This window comes from Candidatus Methylomirabilota bacterium, assembly GCA_036001065.1.
Lineage (GTDB): Bacteria > Methylomirabilota > Methylomirabilia > Rokubacteriales > CSP1-6 > MNEF01.
In genome coordinates, this window is record DASYUQ010000146.1 from 1 (window position 1) to 13,524 (window position 13,524).

Annotated in this window: 18 protein-coding genes; 17 read left to right on the forward strand and 1 reads right to left on the reverse strand. The window is 68.9% G+C overall.

The features are described 5' to 3' along the window. From VGV13_14335 to VGV13_14405, 15 genes are all read left to right on the forward strand, one after another. A partial coding sequence (locus VGV13_14335; GenBank protein ID HEV8642272.1) for a metallophosphoesterase occupies positions 1 to 379 on the forward strand: 379 nt, incomplete at its 5' end. Positions 380 to 417: 38 nt separating this feature from the next. Beyond that, complete coding sequence (locus VGV13_14340; protein HEV8642273.1) at positions 418 to 879, forward strand: hypothetical protein; 462 nt, start codon at positions 418 to 420, stop codon at positions 877 to 879. Between the two features lie 105 nt (positions 880 to 984). Then, a complete protein-coding gene (locus VGV13_14345) occupies positions 985 to 1,764 on the forward strand; it encodes a thiosulfate oxidation carrier protein SoxY (GenBank protein HEV8642274.1) in 780 nt (259 codons plus the stop codon). A gap of 44 nt (positions 1,765 to 1,808) precedes the next feature. Further along, positions 1,809 to 3,200 (forward strand): cbb3-type cytochrome c oxidase subunit I, encoded by a 1,392-nt coding sequence (locus VGV13_14350; GenBank protein HEV8642275.1) that lies wholly within the window; start codon positions 1,809 to 1,811, stop codon positions 3,198 to 3,200. A gap of 16 nt (positions 3,201 to 3,216) precedes the next feature. Next, positions 3,217 to 4,872 (forward strand): cbb3-type cytochrome c oxidase subunit II, encoded by a 1,656-nt coding sequence (locus VGV13_14355; GenBank protein ID HEV8642276.1) that lies wholly within the window; start codon positions 3,217 to 3,219, stop codon positions 4,870 to 4,872. A 12-nt stretch (positions 4,873 to 4,884) separates the two neighbouring features. After that, positions 4,885 to 5,055, forward strand: coding sequence for a cbb3-type cytochrome oxidase assembly protein CcoS (gene ccoS, locus VGV13_14360; GenBank protein ID HEV8642277.1), 171 nt, complete (start codon positions 4,885 to 4,887; stop codon positions 5,053 to 5,055). Continuing rightward, entirely contained in the window at positions 5,036 to 5,230 is a 195-nt protein-coding gene (locus tag VGV13_14365; GenBank protein ID HEV8642278.1) for a hypothetical protein, read from the forward strand. Before ccoS ends, VGV13_14365 begins: the two co-directional genes overlap by 20 nt. Positions 5,231 to 5,511: 281 nt before the next feature. Then, positions 5,512 to 6,384: a cytochrome c oxidase assembly protein gene (locus VGV13_14370; GenBank protein HEV8642279.1), complete on the forward strand. Its 873-nt coding sequence runs from the start codon at positions 5,512 to 5,514 to the stop codon at positions 6,382 to 6,384. A 39-nt stretch (positions 6,385 to 6,423) separates the two neighbouring features. Beyond that, positions 6,424 to 7,143: a heme ABC exporter ATP-binding protein CcmA gene (ccmA, locus tag VGV13_14375; GenBank protein HEV8642280.1), complete on the forward strand. Its 720-nt coding sequence runs from the start codon at positions 6,424 to 6,426 to the stop codon at positions 7,141 to 7,143. Then, positions 7,140 to 7,817, forward strand: a complete 678-nt coding sequence (locus tag VGV13_14380) for a heme exporter protein CcmB (protein ID HEV8642281.1) — start codon at positions 7,140 to 7,142, stop codon at positions 7,815 to 7,817. The genes ccmA and VGV13_14380 overlap by 4 nt, the downstream gene beginning before the upstream one ends. Before the next feature lie 148 nt (positions 7,818 to 7,965). Further along, a complete protein-coding gene (gene ccmC, locus VGV13_14385) occupies positions 7,966 to 8,619 on the forward strand; it encodes a heme ABC transporter permease CcmC (protein ID HEV8642282.1) in 654 nt (217 codons plus the stop codon). Beyond that, positions 8,619 to 8,795 (forward strand): hypothetical protein, encoded by a 177-nt coding sequence (locus VGV13_14390; protein HEV8642283.1) that lies wholly within the window; start codon positions 8,619 to 8,621, stop codon positions 8,793 to 8,795. Before ccmC ends, VGV13_14390 begins: the two co-directional genes overlap by 1 nt. A gap of 13 nt (positions 8,796 to 8,808) precedes the next feature. Next, positions 8,809 to 9,243: a cytochrome c maturation protein CcmE gene (locus VGV13_14395; GenBank protein ID HEV8642284.1), complete on the forward strand. Its 435-nt coding sequence runs from the start codon at positions 8,809 to 8,811 to the stop codon at positions 9,241 to 9,243. Beyond that, positions 9,240 to 11,186, forward strand: a complete 1,947-nt coding sequence (locus tag VGV13_14400; protein ID HEV8642285.1) for a heme lyase CcmF/NrfE family subunit — start codon at positions 9,240 to 9,242, stop codon at positions 11,184 to 11,186. The genes VGV13_14395 and VGV13_14400 overlap by 4 nt, the downstream gene beginning before the upstream one ends. Continuing rightward, positions 11,183 to 11,713 carry a redoxin domain-containing protein gene (locus VGV13_14405; protein ID HEV8642286.1) on the forward strand — a complete coding sequence of 177 codons (531 nt, stop codon included), beginning with the start codon at positions 11,183 to 11,185 and terminating at the stop codon, positions 11,711 to 11,713. The genes VGV13_14400 and VGV13_14405 overlap by 4 nt, the downstream gene beginning before the upstream one ends. A gap of 167 nt (positions 11,714 to 11,880) precedes the next feature. On the opposite strand, the gene VGV13_14410 is transcribed toward VGV13_14405, so the two are convergent. Further along, positions 11,881 to 12,075 (reverse strand): hypothetical protein, encoded by a 195-nt coding sequence (locus VGV13_14410; protein ID HEV8642287.1) that lies wholly within the window; start codon positions 12,073 to 12,075, stop codon positions 11,881 to 11,883. A 42-nt stretch (positions 12,076 to 12,117) separates the two neighbouring features. On the opposite strand from VGV13_14410, the gene VGV13_14415 reads away from it, so the two are divergent. Both VGV13_14415 and VGV13_14420 read left to right on the forward strand, forming a co-directional pair. Beyond that, positions 12,118 to 12,609 (forward strand): cytochrome c-type biogenesis protein, encoded by a 492-nt coding sequence (locus VGV13_14415; GenBank protein ID HEV8642288.1) that lies wholly within the window; start codon positions 12,118 to 12,120, stop codon positions 12,607 to 12,609. After that, positions 12,606 to 13,523, forward strand: coding sequence for a tetratricopeptide repeat protein (locus VGV13_14420; protein HEV8642289.1), 918 nt, complete (start codon positions 12,606 to 12,608; stop codon positions 13,521 to 13,523). The genes VGV13_14415 and VGV13_14420 overlap by 4 nt, the downstream gene beginning before the upstream one ends. Position 13,524 lies beyond the last annotated feature (1 nt).

Sequence of the window (13,524 nt, forward strand, 5' to 3'; positions counted from 1 at the left end):
GGTCCACGAGGTCCTCAAGCCCTACACCAACGTCACCAACGTCCACGGTCACACCCACCAGGTGCTCTATAACGAGATCGGGAAGATGCGCTCGATCGGCATGCTCGCCACCTCGTGGACGTGGCCCTACGCGCCGGAAGGCGTGCCCGTGCTGACCCGGTGCAAGGTGCGGGTCGATCCGGGCGACCACTTCGACGGAGTGGGATGGTCCAGGCTCACCATGACCGCGGCCGGGAAGATGCAGAACGAGTATGTGATGTGGCGGAAAGACATCTTCGCCGAGGCACCGTGGGACTCCGGGTGCGCCGACAACATGAACCAGATGCTGCAGCCGCGCATCGCGGACCGCGAGTGGCCATACTACGGCGCCTACAAGTGACAACCGGCGGAGCTCACGCCCACGGAGGGGGGAGGGCGATGAAAGGGACTCGATACGTGCTGACGGCGCTGGGTGTGTTCCTCGGCCTGCTGATCATGCTCGCCGCCTCGGGAACGGACCGGGCGTTGGCCCACAAGGAGAAGCACACGCCAGAGCAGCTCAAGGCCTTCGAAGACGAGTTCATGGAGCAGGTCAAGATCGGTGATCTGCTCTTCCACGGGGATGGCGCCACCGAGAAGAAGCTCGGTGTCACCCTCTCCAAGACCGGGATGGCGTGCGCCATGTGCCATCCCTTCGGCTCGGACAACCATCCTCACGAGTTCCCCAAGTTCCAGGAGCAGATCAACAAGTTCGCCACGCTGCGGGACATGATCAACTGGTGCATCGAGAAGCCGAACGAGGGGGTCAAGATCGATCCCGACGGGGACGCCATGAAGGCGCTGGAGACGTACATCATCTGGTCGAACAAGGGCTCCAAGCTCGACCCCGGCCGACACTGAGGCTTGTCCGCGTCGGTGATGGATCGACACCAACCGGCTCCGCGGCCGCCGCGGCTGTCCAGGCGCAGCTTCCTGGGCGTCGTGCCAGCGGCCGTGGGGCTGGTCGTGGCGCGAGGGGTTCGCGACCTCGGGGGGCGCTCCGAACCGGCGCCCCTGCCCGCCGATGATCCCGATGCACTCTCGCCGTGCGAGCGTCTCCATCTGCCGAGGCTCAAGCTGCCGGCCTTCACCAGCAACGGCGCCAAGGTGCCGGTGGCTGTCGAGATGTCCCACCCGATGGATCCCGGCCACTATATCGCCAGCATCACCGTCGCGAACGGGCGTGATCCCGTACCCCTGAAGGGCGTGTTCCACTTCACGCCGCTGAACGGTCAGGTCTACCTCGCCTTCCAGATCCGGATGGATCAAGGTGCCTCCGAGGTCTGGGCGGCCGCCCAGTGCAGCCGCCATGCCCGTTGGCAGAGCACTCGGTCGATCACGATCCCCGAGGGCGCGGGGGGCTGCGCGGGGACCGCACCGCCGGGCCGACTGGGCCCCGACGAGATCGGCCCGCCAGCCATCCGGATACCGCAGTTGATCGCCGATGGCCGCATCACCCCGGACCAGACGATCGACGTCCAGATCAAGACCACGCACCCGAGCCGAACGGGCCTGGTGTTCCGGGAGGGGAAGTTCGTCCAGGCCTCCAGTCCGCTCTACCTGAACCAGATGGACGTCTTCTACCGAGACGAGCAGATCAGCCAGTTCACGATGACCTCCGCGCTGAGCGATAATCCCTTCATCGCGTTCAGGCTCCGCGCCCACGGTGAGGGTCTCCTGCGGGTCGTCCTCACCAACAACCGGGGTGAGAGGTTCGAGGCCGCGCATCCGATCCGCTTCTCGTAATATAGCGACGGTCGCCGTCGCGACGCCCGGATAGGAGACCGAGAATGGCCGGCACCGGACCGGTGCAGGAGGTGCCCATCCTGGACGCGCGGCGCCTGAACGACGACGTCATCGATCGGGAGTTGATCCGGAAGTGGCTCGCCTGGGGGTTCTTCTGGCTCCTGCTCTTCCCCACGGTGGGCGTCATCATGTCCACCAAGTTCAACTACCCCGAGTTTCTCGGCGACCATCCCTGGCTCACCTTCGGCCGCATCCGTCCGATCCACGTCAACGGCGTGATCTGGGGGGCCTTCTCCACCCTGTTCATCGGCCTCTGCCATTACATCGTCCCCCGCCTGGCGGGCGTCCGGCTCTGGAACGCGCGGTGGAGCCGGGGACTCCTGTGGGTCTGGAACCTGAATCTGGCCCTGGCCGTCATCCTCCTGGCCGGCGGCTGGAACCGGGGATGGGAGGCGGGCGAGTTCCCGCTCATCAACGTCATCGTCATCTTCTCGGCGGTCCTTGTCCTGACCATTCAGTTCTTCATGACGATCAAGCACCGCCGAGAGACGCCGATCTACGTGTCGCTCTGGTACCTGATCGCCGCCTTCATCTGGACCGACGTGAACCTCGTCCTCCTGATGGTCGGTCCCTACAACATCCCGGGAATCAACAACGCGGCCTGGCACGGTCTGTTCATCCACTACGTGGTCGGGCTCTGGATCACTCCGGCCGGCTACGTTCTGATCTATTACTTCCTGCCCGCCAGCGTCCGGAACCCCATCTACAGCCACAAGCTCTCGCTCATCGGATTCTGGTCGCTCGCGTTCTTCTATCCATTCGTGGGCATTCACCATTACCTCTACTCTCCGATCGCCGACTGGGCCGAGACGATCGCCATCATCTCCTCCATGATGTTGATCATTCCGGTGTGGACGGTGCTCCAGAACTTCTTCGGGACCATGATCGGCAAATGGCAGGAGTTCGGTCGGAACCTCCCCGCCAAGTTTCTGATCGTCGGCTCCATCATGTATCTCGTCGGGTGCTTTCAGGGCTCGCTGGAGGCGCTCCGCGCCCTCCAGCAGCCGACCCACTTCACGGACTTCGTGATTTCCCACTCGCACCTGACCGTCTTCGGCACGTTCGTCGTGTGGGCGATCGCCGGCGCCATCTACGTGTGGCCGCGGATCACGGGCTCGGAGCTCTGGAGCTTCAAGCTCGCCAACTGGGGCTTCTGGTTGATCACGCTCGGCATCTCGGCCATGGGGCTCGTCCTCACCGCCCAGGGCCTCCAGCAGGGGTTCATGCTGATGGCCCAGAGCGATTTCATGGACACGGTCGCCGCGATCCGCCCCTATTGGTGGGTTCGAACCTTCACCGGGATCTCCATGGACGTCGGCATGTCGCTGGTGGTGTACACCCTGATGAGGGGCTCGCTGGCCGGACGGTCGGCGTGAGGGGCGTCGGCGGGCCATGAGATCGATCAAGTCCCTGGCGGTCGGGGCCGGCTTTTGCTTCGTGACGCTGGCGATGTTCGTTCAGGGCTTTCTCCCGGCCGTCCTGCCGGAGTCCCGCACGAAGCAGGTCAGCCGCGCGGTGCGAACGGATCTGGGCGACATCAAGTGGGTGCGGTACGAGTCGAGCGATTACACGTCGCTGGAGAAGCTCGGGCGCGCCGTGTATATCCGCGAGGGGTGCTGGTACTGCCACAGCCAATACGTGCGGCCGGTCGCCGGCGAGGAGTTGCGGTGGGGCCCGGTCTCCGAGGCCGGCGAGTACGCCTTCGACCTCCCCCACCTCTTTTCCACCCGCCGCATCGGGCCGGACCTGACGCGGGTGGGGCTCAAGTACGCCGACGACTGGCACTACGCTCATCACTGGGATCCGCGACTGGTGGTGCCCGACTCCATCATGCCCAGCTTCAAGTGGCTCTTCGAACAAGCGCGCTTTCGGGTCCGCAAAGAGAACGAGGGGTTCGAGCTCGAAGCGACGCCGGTCCTCTTGCGGTACTTCACGCTGAAGAAGGACAAGCCCGTGCTGCTCTTCCCCAACGAGACGGGGCTGACGTTCGTCCGCCCGCGCCCCGACGGCAGGTTCCCGGTCGACGGCACGCCGGTCCTCGACCTGACTCCCTTCGGTGACAAGCCCCCCGCCCTCGCGTCCGTCCTCCTGGTGGCCCCGACCAGGGAGCTGGTCGGGCTCGTGAGGTACGTCCAGAAGCTGGGCACGAACCGCGGAGCGTGGCGGGAGGTCTTCGAACCCCAGAACGTGGCGCTTTCCCTGATGGGCATTCCTCAGACCGAGGACCTCGTCGCCCATGGCAAGGAGGTCTTCGAGGAGCACTGTATCGGCTGCCACGGGGTGAAGGGCGACGGCAACGGGCCCGCCGCCACCTTTCTCTTCCCCCGGCCGCGCGACTTCACGATCGGCGCCTTCAAGTTCCGCACCACGCCCTCGGGGTCGCTGCCGACCGACGGCGATCTCTTCCGCACGGTCACGCGCGGCGTCCGCTGGACGGCGATGCCGACGTGGCATGAGATCCCGGATAAAGACCGCCTGGCGGTCATCACCTACATCAAGACCTTCTCCCCGCGGTGGAAGGAGGACAAGCCGGAGCCGGCGCTCGTGCTCCCGCCGCCGCCGGCGGCCACGCCGGAGTTGCTGGCCCGGGGAAAGCAACTCTATGTGAAGGCCAAGTGCTGGGAGTGCCACGGCGATGCCGGGAAGGGCGACGGGCCGTCGGCCGATCAGCTCAAGGATGATCTCAAGTTCCCGATCCGCCCCGCCGACTTCACCAAGGGACAGTTCAAAGGCGGCTCCCAGGTCACGGACATCTACCGCACCATGACGCTCGGACTGGACGGCACCCCCATGCCCTCATTCGCCGACTCCATGAATGACGAGGAGCGCTGGGCCATCTCGTACTTTGTGCTTTCGTTCTCGGCCTGGGCCGACCCGCTGACGGGCCAGAAACTCAAGCTGTCCCCCCAGGCCCAAGCGGCGCTCAACTCGGCCGACGTCCGCGCTCACCATCCCCGGCTGGCCTTCGACCCCCAGCGCGAGTCGTCCGGCCTGGCTCGGGTCACTGGCGGCAAACGTCGCGTCTACTACCCGGGAATCCCGGAATAGGGAGATCACCCGATGCTCGAGCATCTGACCCTGGGCGAGTTCGTCGTCGCCCTGCTCATGGGCCTGGCCGCCATCAGCGCCTTCATCTGGGGGGTGACGAGCGGGGCGTTCCGTGACGTTGAGGCGATCAAGTACCAGGTGCTCCGAGTGGAGGACGACATCGATGAGCGACAGCCCTCCTGAGCATCACCCACGGTACGGCGCCGTGGAGGAATACGCCCGCGGAGAGATCCGCGCATATCACGGCATCGTGAACAAATGGTTGCTGGTGGTCTACGCCGCGCTCGCCGTGTGGGCCATCTACTACCTTTTCAAGTACTGGGGCGGGCTCGGGCCCGGCCTGGCCACGGGTCAGTAGGACCCGGACCATGAGCGCCGAGCGCATCCTGATCCCCCTGGCGATTCTCAATTTGGCGATCCTGGCGTTCGAGATCCTCTTCAACGCGCTGTCGGGCCTGGTATCGCTGTGGGAGTGGTGAGAGCCCATGAGCGCTATCGAAAAGCTCGCGTTCGGCCTCTTCCTGGTGGGGACCATCGCCTTGTTCGTGTGGGTCCCGACCCTGGCACTCCGCCGCTGACGAGCGACTTCGCCGTGCGCCAGCGGCGGCGGGCTCGGCGCTCCCCGGATCGGAAAAGCTGATGGCCGGGTCCTGGGCCTTCACCGGGACGCACCGGCCGGGAATCTCGATTCTGCTCCTGCTCCTGGGGACCGCCTACGCCACCGGTTGGTGGCGCCTCTGGCGGCGGGCTCGGCGACTGGTCCCGTGGTGGCGACCCGCGCTGACCCTGGCCGGCCTCGGGAGCCTTGCCCTGGCGCTCCTCTCCCCCCTCGACGCTCTCGCGCATCGCCTTTTCGTCGCCCATATGGTTCAGCACGTGCTCCTCGTCGCCGTCGCGGCGCCGGCCCTCCTCCTCGCCGACCCGCTGGCAGCTCTCCTGTGGGCCCTGCCGGCCGGAGCGCGCGTCCGGGCCGGACGCCTCCTCGTACGCGGCGCGCCCCTGCGGAGGATCTGGTGGGCCGTGACCCGCGCGCCCGTCGCCTGGCTCGGCTACGCCCTGGTCCTGTGGCTCTGGCACCTGCCGCCGGCGTACGACGCGGCCCTGGAGGATCGCCTCCTCCACGATCTCGAGCATCTCGCCTTCTTCGCGAGCGCCGTCCTGTTCTGGTGGCCCGTGATCAACCCCGCGCCGCATCTCGGGCGCGCGCTCCATCCGGGCTCACGCGTCGTGTATCTCGTGCTGGGCGCGCTTCAGAGCGCGGCGCTCGGGCTCCTGCTGGCAGCGAGCCCGATCGTCCTCTATTCGTCCTACGCGGCGCCGCCCGAGCCCGGGACGCTCAATCCCCTGGACGACCAAGCGCTGGGTGGCGTGGTCATGTGGGGGTTCAGTGGCGCGGTCGACATGCTGGCGGTGCTCCTTCTGCTCTACAAGTTCTTCACCATGGACGATCATGAACACCTGGCCAAGACCGAGCGGCGGGGTCGCCGGCGCGACGTCGCGCCGTCGCCTTGACCGGCCCCCGGCCCTACGGCAGAATTGACCGGTTGACGTATGACTGCTGATCCGCCCATTCAAGCGATCGGTGTCCGCAAGGCGTTCGGCGGCCACCTCGTGCTGGACGACGTGAGCCTCGACGTCCGTCCCGGAGAGGCCGTCGCGCTCCTGGGCCCCAACGGCGCGGGCAAGACCACGCTGCTCCGCATCCTGGCCACGCTCCTGCGACCCTCGCGCGGCAGGGCCCGCGTGGCCGGCTACGATTGTCTGCGTCAGGCCGAGAGCGTCCGCGCCCGCGTGGGGGTGCTGGCCCACGGCGCCTGGGTCTACGAGGACCTGAGCGCGCTGGAGAACCTGAAATTCTGGGCGACGCTGGGCGGGCTGCCCAACAGCCCCGAGGCGCTGAACGGCGCGCTGGCGGCCGTGGAGCTGGACCGCGTCGCCGACGAGCGCGTGCGGACGTTCTCCCTCGGCATGAAGCGCCGGCTTGCACTGGCGCGCCTCGTCCTCGCCCGCCCGCCGGTCCTGCTGCTCGACGAGCCCTTCGCGGGGATCGACCAGCGCGCCGGCAAGTGGCTCGACGCGCACCTCGGAGCGTTCAAGGCGGCCGGCGGCGCCATCCTCATGACCACGCACAGCTTCGGGCGCGGGCTGGGCGTGGCCGACCGGATCGCCATCCTAGCCGGGGGGCGCGTCGTCCTCGATACCCCCCTGGCCGCCCTCACGCCGGACGACGTGCGGCGGCTCTACGATCTGCACGCGGAGGACGGGGCGTGATCTACGCGCGCCGCGCCTGGATCGTGCTGTGGAAGGACCTCCTCAGCGAGCGGCGCTCCAAGGAGACGCTGAACGCGCTCTTCTTCTTCGCGCTGCTGCTCCTGTTCCTCTTCCAGTTCGCGCTGGGCGCCGACCGCGAGCGACTGGTGGCCGCGCTGCCGGGCCTCCTCTGGCTGGGCTTCATCCTGAGCGGGCTCGTCGGGCTCGGCCGGGCGTTCCTGGCCGAGCGCGAGAACGACTGCTGGGAGGGCCTGCTGCTGGCGCCCGGCGACAAGTCGGCGATCTATCTCGGCAAGGTCGCCGGCAATCTGCTGCTGATGCTGCTGGTCGCGGCGATCCTGCTCGTCCTCTTCGCCGTCTTCTTCAACCTCGACCTCGGCGCTCATCTCCTGCCCCTGGCCCCCGTCATCGGCCTGGGCACGATCGGCTTCGCCGCCGTCGGCACGCTCTTCGGCGCCATGACGGCCCACGTGCGCGCCCGCGAGCTGCTCTTCCCCGTCCTGCTGCTACCGGTGCAGGTGCCCGTGCTGCTGGGCGCGGTGAAGGCGACCGAGGCCGTGCTGCTGGGCGAGCCGCTGGCCGCCGTCGGACACTGGCTGGGGCTGCTCGCCGCCGCCGACGTGATCTACCTCACCGCGGGCATCCTGACCTTCGACGCCGTCCTGGAAGCATGAGCGGACCTGTCTCTACCCAAAAGTGGTATCGCGTCCCGAGCGTGCTCGTTCGAGCGCCGGCTTTGCCGGCGCAAGCTGTGCTGGGGGAGGCCTCGGAGGGGGCCGTCGCGCCCGGGGGGCGCGCCTGTGAAGTCGCCCCCTCCGACCCATGAGCCTGCAGCGCGGGCTGGGATGGTTGGCGGTCGCCGGCCTGGCGGCCGGGATCGTGATGGCGCTGGGCGTGGCGCCCCGCGAGGCGACCCAGGGCAACGTCCAGCGCATCATGTACGTGCACGTGCCCGCCATCCTCGTCGCCTATCTGGCGTTCGCGGTCGTGCTGGTCGCCTCCGTGATCTATCTCTGGCGGCGCGTCGACGGGGCGGACCGCCTCGCCCACGCCTCGGCGGAGGTCGGCGTGGTCTTCACCGGCATCAACATCGCGACCGGGTCGATCTGGGGCAAGCCGACGTGGGGGACGTGGTGGACGTGGGACGCGCGACTCACCAGCGTCTGCATCATGTTCGTCATCTACCTGGGTTACCTGCTGCTGCGGGCGATGATCGAGGATCGCGAGCGGGCGGCCCGATTCGCCGCGGTCCTCGGCATCGTGGCCGCCCTGGACATCCCGCTCGTCCATTTTTCGGTGTCCTGGTGGCGGACGCTGCACCAGCCGTCCACGCTCCTGCGGCCCGGCCGCGCGCCGATGGACCCGACCTTCGTCGTGGCCCTGACGATCAACCTCGTCGCCTTCGCGCTGCTCTACGCCTACTTCCTGGCCAGACGCGCGCGCCTGCTCAAGCGCGAGCAGGAGGTCCTCGCCTGATGCCCGACAACTGGTCCTTCGTCTTCGCGGCCTACGTCCTGGCGGCGCTCGTCCTCGGCGCCTACTGGCGGCGGCTCGGGCGGCGGGAGCGAGAGCTGGCGGCCCTCGAGCGCCGCAGCGCGCGCCCCGGCCACCGGGCCCCCGCGGCGAATCCCCACGCGGGGACCCCGCGATGACCGCCGCACGCCCATGAAGGCCAAGTTCATCGCCGGCGGCGCCGTCATCGCGTTGGCGCTCAGCTACCTGATCTATGCCGGCGTGACCCAGTCGGCGGTCTACTTCGTCACACCCTCGGAGCTCCAGGCCGCGCCCGCAGCCGCCAAGGCCTACCGGCTGGGGGGACTGGTGGCGCCCGGCTCCGTCCGCTGGGAGCCGCGCACGCTGCAGCTGAGCTTCACGCTCACCGACGGCAAGGGCTCCGTGCCCGTCCGCCACAAGGGGACGCCGCCGGACCTCTTCGGCGAGGGCCGGGGCGCGGTCGTCGAGGGTCGCTGGGCGCCGGAGGGCTACTTCACGGCGACGCTCATCCTGGCCAAGCACTCCGAGGACTACAAGGCGCCCGCCGACCACAGCGAGGCGGGGTACAAGGAGCTCATCAAGTCGCTGCGGAGACCAGGCTCGTGACGCCGGAGGTCGGCCAGGGCGCCCTCGTCGTGGCGCTGGCGCTGGCCGTGTACGGCGCCGCCGGGGCGGCCGTGGGCGCCCGCCGCGGGCGAACCGCGCTGGTCGAATCGGCCCAGCATGCAGCGCTGGGCGTCTTCGGGCTGATCACCTTCGCCTTCGCGCTGCTCGTCTACGCGTTCCTGGCCTTCGACTTCTCGGTGCGCTACGTGGCACAGAATACCAACCTGGGCACACCCTTCTACTACCGGATCACCGCCGTCTGGGGCGCCCTGGAGGGCTCGATCGTCCTGTGGGGCTGGATGCTGGCGCTCTTCACGCTGATCGTGATCCTCCGCCACCGCGAGCGAGCGCGCGAGCTGTACCCCTGGGTGCTGACGGTGATGCTGGGCGTGATGGCCTTCTTCCTGAGCGTGATGACCATAGCAGCGCCGCCCTTCGAGCGCCTGACGCCGGTGCCGGCCGACGGGCGTGGGCTGAACCCGCTGCTGGAGGACACGGGGATGATCACTCATCCCATCGCCCTCTACCTGGGCTTCACGGGGTTCACCGTGCCCTTCGCCTTCGCCGTGGCGGCGCTCGTCACCGGCCGTGTCGGCGACGCCTGGATCGCGCTCACCCGTCGCTGGACCATCACGGCCTGGTATTTCCTGTCGCTCGGCCTGCTGATCGGGGGCTGGTGGAGCTACCACGTGCTCGGCTGGGGAGGCTACTGGGCGTGGGACCCGGTGGAGAACGCCGCGTTCATGCCCTGGCTCACCGCGACCGCGTTCCTGCACTCGGTGATGATCCAGGAGCGCCGCCGGATGCTCAAGCTGTGGAACCTGGCGCTCGTGATCCTTACCTTCAGCCTGACCCTCTTCGGCACCTTCCTCACGCGCTCGGGCGTCATCGCCTCCGTCCACGCCTTCACCCAGGGCGCCATCGGGGCCTTCTTCCTCGCGTTCCTCGGCCTGGTGGTGCTGGTGGCGCTGGGGCTCCTGGCCTGGCGGTGGGAGACGCTGCGCTCCGAGGGCGAGCTCGACTCCGTCGTCTCCCGGGAGTCCGCCTTCCTGCTCAACAACGTCTTCCTCGTCGCCGCCGCCTTTACCGTCTTCTTCGGCACCGTGTTCCCGCTGCTCTCGGAGGCGCTGCGGGGGGTGAAGGTGAGCGTGGGCGCGCCCTTCTTCAACCAGGTGAACGTCCCCCTCTTCCTCTCGCTCATCTTCCTGATGGGGGTCGGCCCGCTCATCGCCTGGCGGCGCGCCTCGCTGGAGAACCTCCGGCGCAACTTCCTCGGCCCGATCGCCCTCGGCGGGGCGGGCGCCGCCTTCTTCGCTCTCCTCGGCGTCCGCTCGGCGCTGGCGGTGCTCACGCTGGCGCTGACGCTCTTCGTCGGCGCCACCATCGCGCTCGACTTCTTCCGCGCCACCCGGGCCCGCCTGCGCACGGGCGAGCGCCTGCTGCCCGCGATGGGGGGGCTGCTGGCCCGCCACAACCGTCGCTACGGCGGCTTCGTGGTCCACCTCGGCATCCTGGTCATCGCGGTGGGCGTCACCGGCTCGCAGGCCTGGTCGGTGCACACCGAGACGACGCTGCAACGGGGCGAGGCGGCTGAGCTGGCCGGCTACCGCGTCCGCTTCGACGGGCTCGCCGCCGCCGAGGAGTCCAACCACTTCAAGGTCGTGGGCACCTTCACGATCACCAACGGCCGGTTGGGCCCCGCGGTCATGCAGCCCTCGAAGAAGTTCTATCCCCAGGAGACCTCGCCGATCGCGGGCGTGGACTACTGGATCGGGCTGAAGGAAGACCTCTACCTCGTCCTGGGAGACTTCACCCGGGACGGGGGCCAGGCCACCGTGAAGGTGCAGGTCAACCGCCTGGTCACATGGATCTGGATCGGGGGCGTCGTGCTGACGCTGGGGGCGCTGCTGGCGATCCTGCCCGAGCGCCGGAAGACGACGTGATGGGCTGGCTGCGCTGGCTCATCCCGCTGTCCGCCGTTCCCATCCTCGTCCTCCTCGCCTACGGGTTCCGGCTCAACCCGCGCGAGGTGCCCTCGCCCCTGGTCGGCCGTCCCGCCGCGCCGTTCACGCTCCGGGACTTCAGCGGGGAGCCGTTCTCGCTGGGGGCCCAGCGGGGCAAGGTCGTGGTCGTCAACTTCTGGGCGTCGTGGTGCTATCCGGCGTGCTACGAGGAGGCGCCCGTCCTGGAGCGCGGCTGGCGCGCCTGGCGCGATCGCGGCGTCGTCGTGGTCGGCGTGGACATCCAGGACACCGCCGAGAAAGCCCAGAAGTTCATCGCCGACTTCGGCCTCACCTTCCCGAATGCGCCGGATGTGGCCGGCAAGGTGTCGATCGAATACGGCGTCTACGGCGTGCCGGAGACCTTCTTCATCGACCGGCGGGGCCGCATCCGGGCCAAGCACGTGGGCGCCGTCACCGAGGACGTCTTCCGCACCTGGGTCGAGCAGCTCCTCGCCGAGCCCGCCTAGCAGACTCGGAGGGGGGCTTCGCCCCCCTTCCGAAACCTCCCCCCAAGGAGTAGGTTGCGCCGGCAAAGCCGGCGCCCGACGCTAGTGCCGTTCCAACTTGTTGATACTAAATCTGTCCACGAACGACGTACACGGTGCCTTCCTAGGCGCGAATAGTTGGAACGGCACTAGGCGCGCTGCCGCTGGAGCGCCAGACCGCCGGTCACCCGGTGGCCCAGGAAGAACGTCTCCACGTCGCCGTAGAGCGCGCCGCCCCGGCGGTCGAGCACGTGGGTGACCGCCGAGCCCGCGCCGTCGCCCTTGTCCACCCGGCCCAGGTCTCCGCCAGCATGGCGGCGCTGCCCGTCATCGCCGCCCGTCATCGCCACGGTGCGGCGGGGGGCCGGCCGGTGTAGGCTAGGGCGATGTTCGGGAGACCCCGTCCGCTCCTCCTGTGCGCGCTGATCACGCTCGCGGTGCTCGGTATAGCGCTCGAGCCGGCCGCCGTCGTCGCCGAGCCGGTGGCCACGGCCATCGACGAGCAGAAGGTCTACGAGGTCGCCTCGCAGCTCCGCTGCGTGGTCTGCCAGACCCTCTCGGTCGCCGACTCGCCGTCTGAAATGGCCAACCAGATGCGCAGCGTAATCCGCGAGCGGCTGGCCACCGGCGAGCCGCCCGCGCAGGTGATCCAGTACTTCGTGGACAAGTACGGCGATTGGATCCTCCTCGAGCCGCGGCGCCAGGGTTTCACGCTCCTCGTCTGGCTCCTGCCGCCTCTCGCCGTCGTGGTGGGGTTGGCGGTCGTCGCCCTGCTCGTCACGCGGTGGACCCGGCGCCGCTCGCGGGCGCCGGCGCCCCCCGGGGTCGACCCCGGCATGAGCGAGCGGATCAGGCGCGAGATGGAGAGCGAGGGGTGACGAGCATCACGGGCGTGACCATCGTCGCCTTGCTGATCGGCCTGCCCGTCGCCGCCTTCACGCTCTGGCCACTGCTCAGGTGGAACGCGGGGCCGACCACGTTCCTGCCGGTGCCGCCCGATGCGCGCGAGCAGCTCGTCGAGCGGAAGCGCCAGCTCCTCCGGACGCTTCGCGAGCTCACGTTCGAGCACGAGGCGGGACACGTCTCCGACGACGACTACGCGGACTTGCGCGCGCGGTACGAGGCCGAGGCCGCTCAGGTCCTGACCGAGCTCGACCGTCTCGGCGGTGCGCGTCCGCAACCGGGGCCGGCGCCGGACCGCGCCGAGGCGCCCGCGCGCGCCGGCTGGCGTCACCCGCTGGCGCTGGCAGCCTGCGCGACGGCGCTGGTGGCGTTCGGCATTCTCCTCGGCGCCGGCATCATGCGCCACACCGGCCCCGATCCCGCCGCGGGAATCGCCATGCCGGGTTCGCGCCCCCTGGCCGGGGTGCTGGAGGCGCCCGCGGTAACCCCGGGGGAATCCGCGCCGCGGGCCATCAGTCCGGAGATGCTGCGCGGCATGTTGCAGGCGGCGCGGTCCAGCCTCTTCGCAGGACGCTACGGCGAGGCGATCGCCGCCTACCAGGCGGTGCTCAAGCGCGACCCGAAAAATGTCGACGCGATCACGCACCTGGGGCTCGTCGTCGCCATCGGCGGGCACGCGGACACGGCGCTCGAGACGTTCGAGCGCGCGCTGGCGATCGACCCCGCGTACCCGCCGGCGCTCCTCTATCGCGGCCAGGTGCTCTACGAGGCCAAGCGGGACGCCGACGGCGCCATCCGCTCGTGGGAGAAGTTCCTGAAGGTCGCCCCCGCCGGCGAAGACCACGAGCGCGTCAAGCGGCTCATCGCCGAGGCGCGCGCGCAAAAGTAAG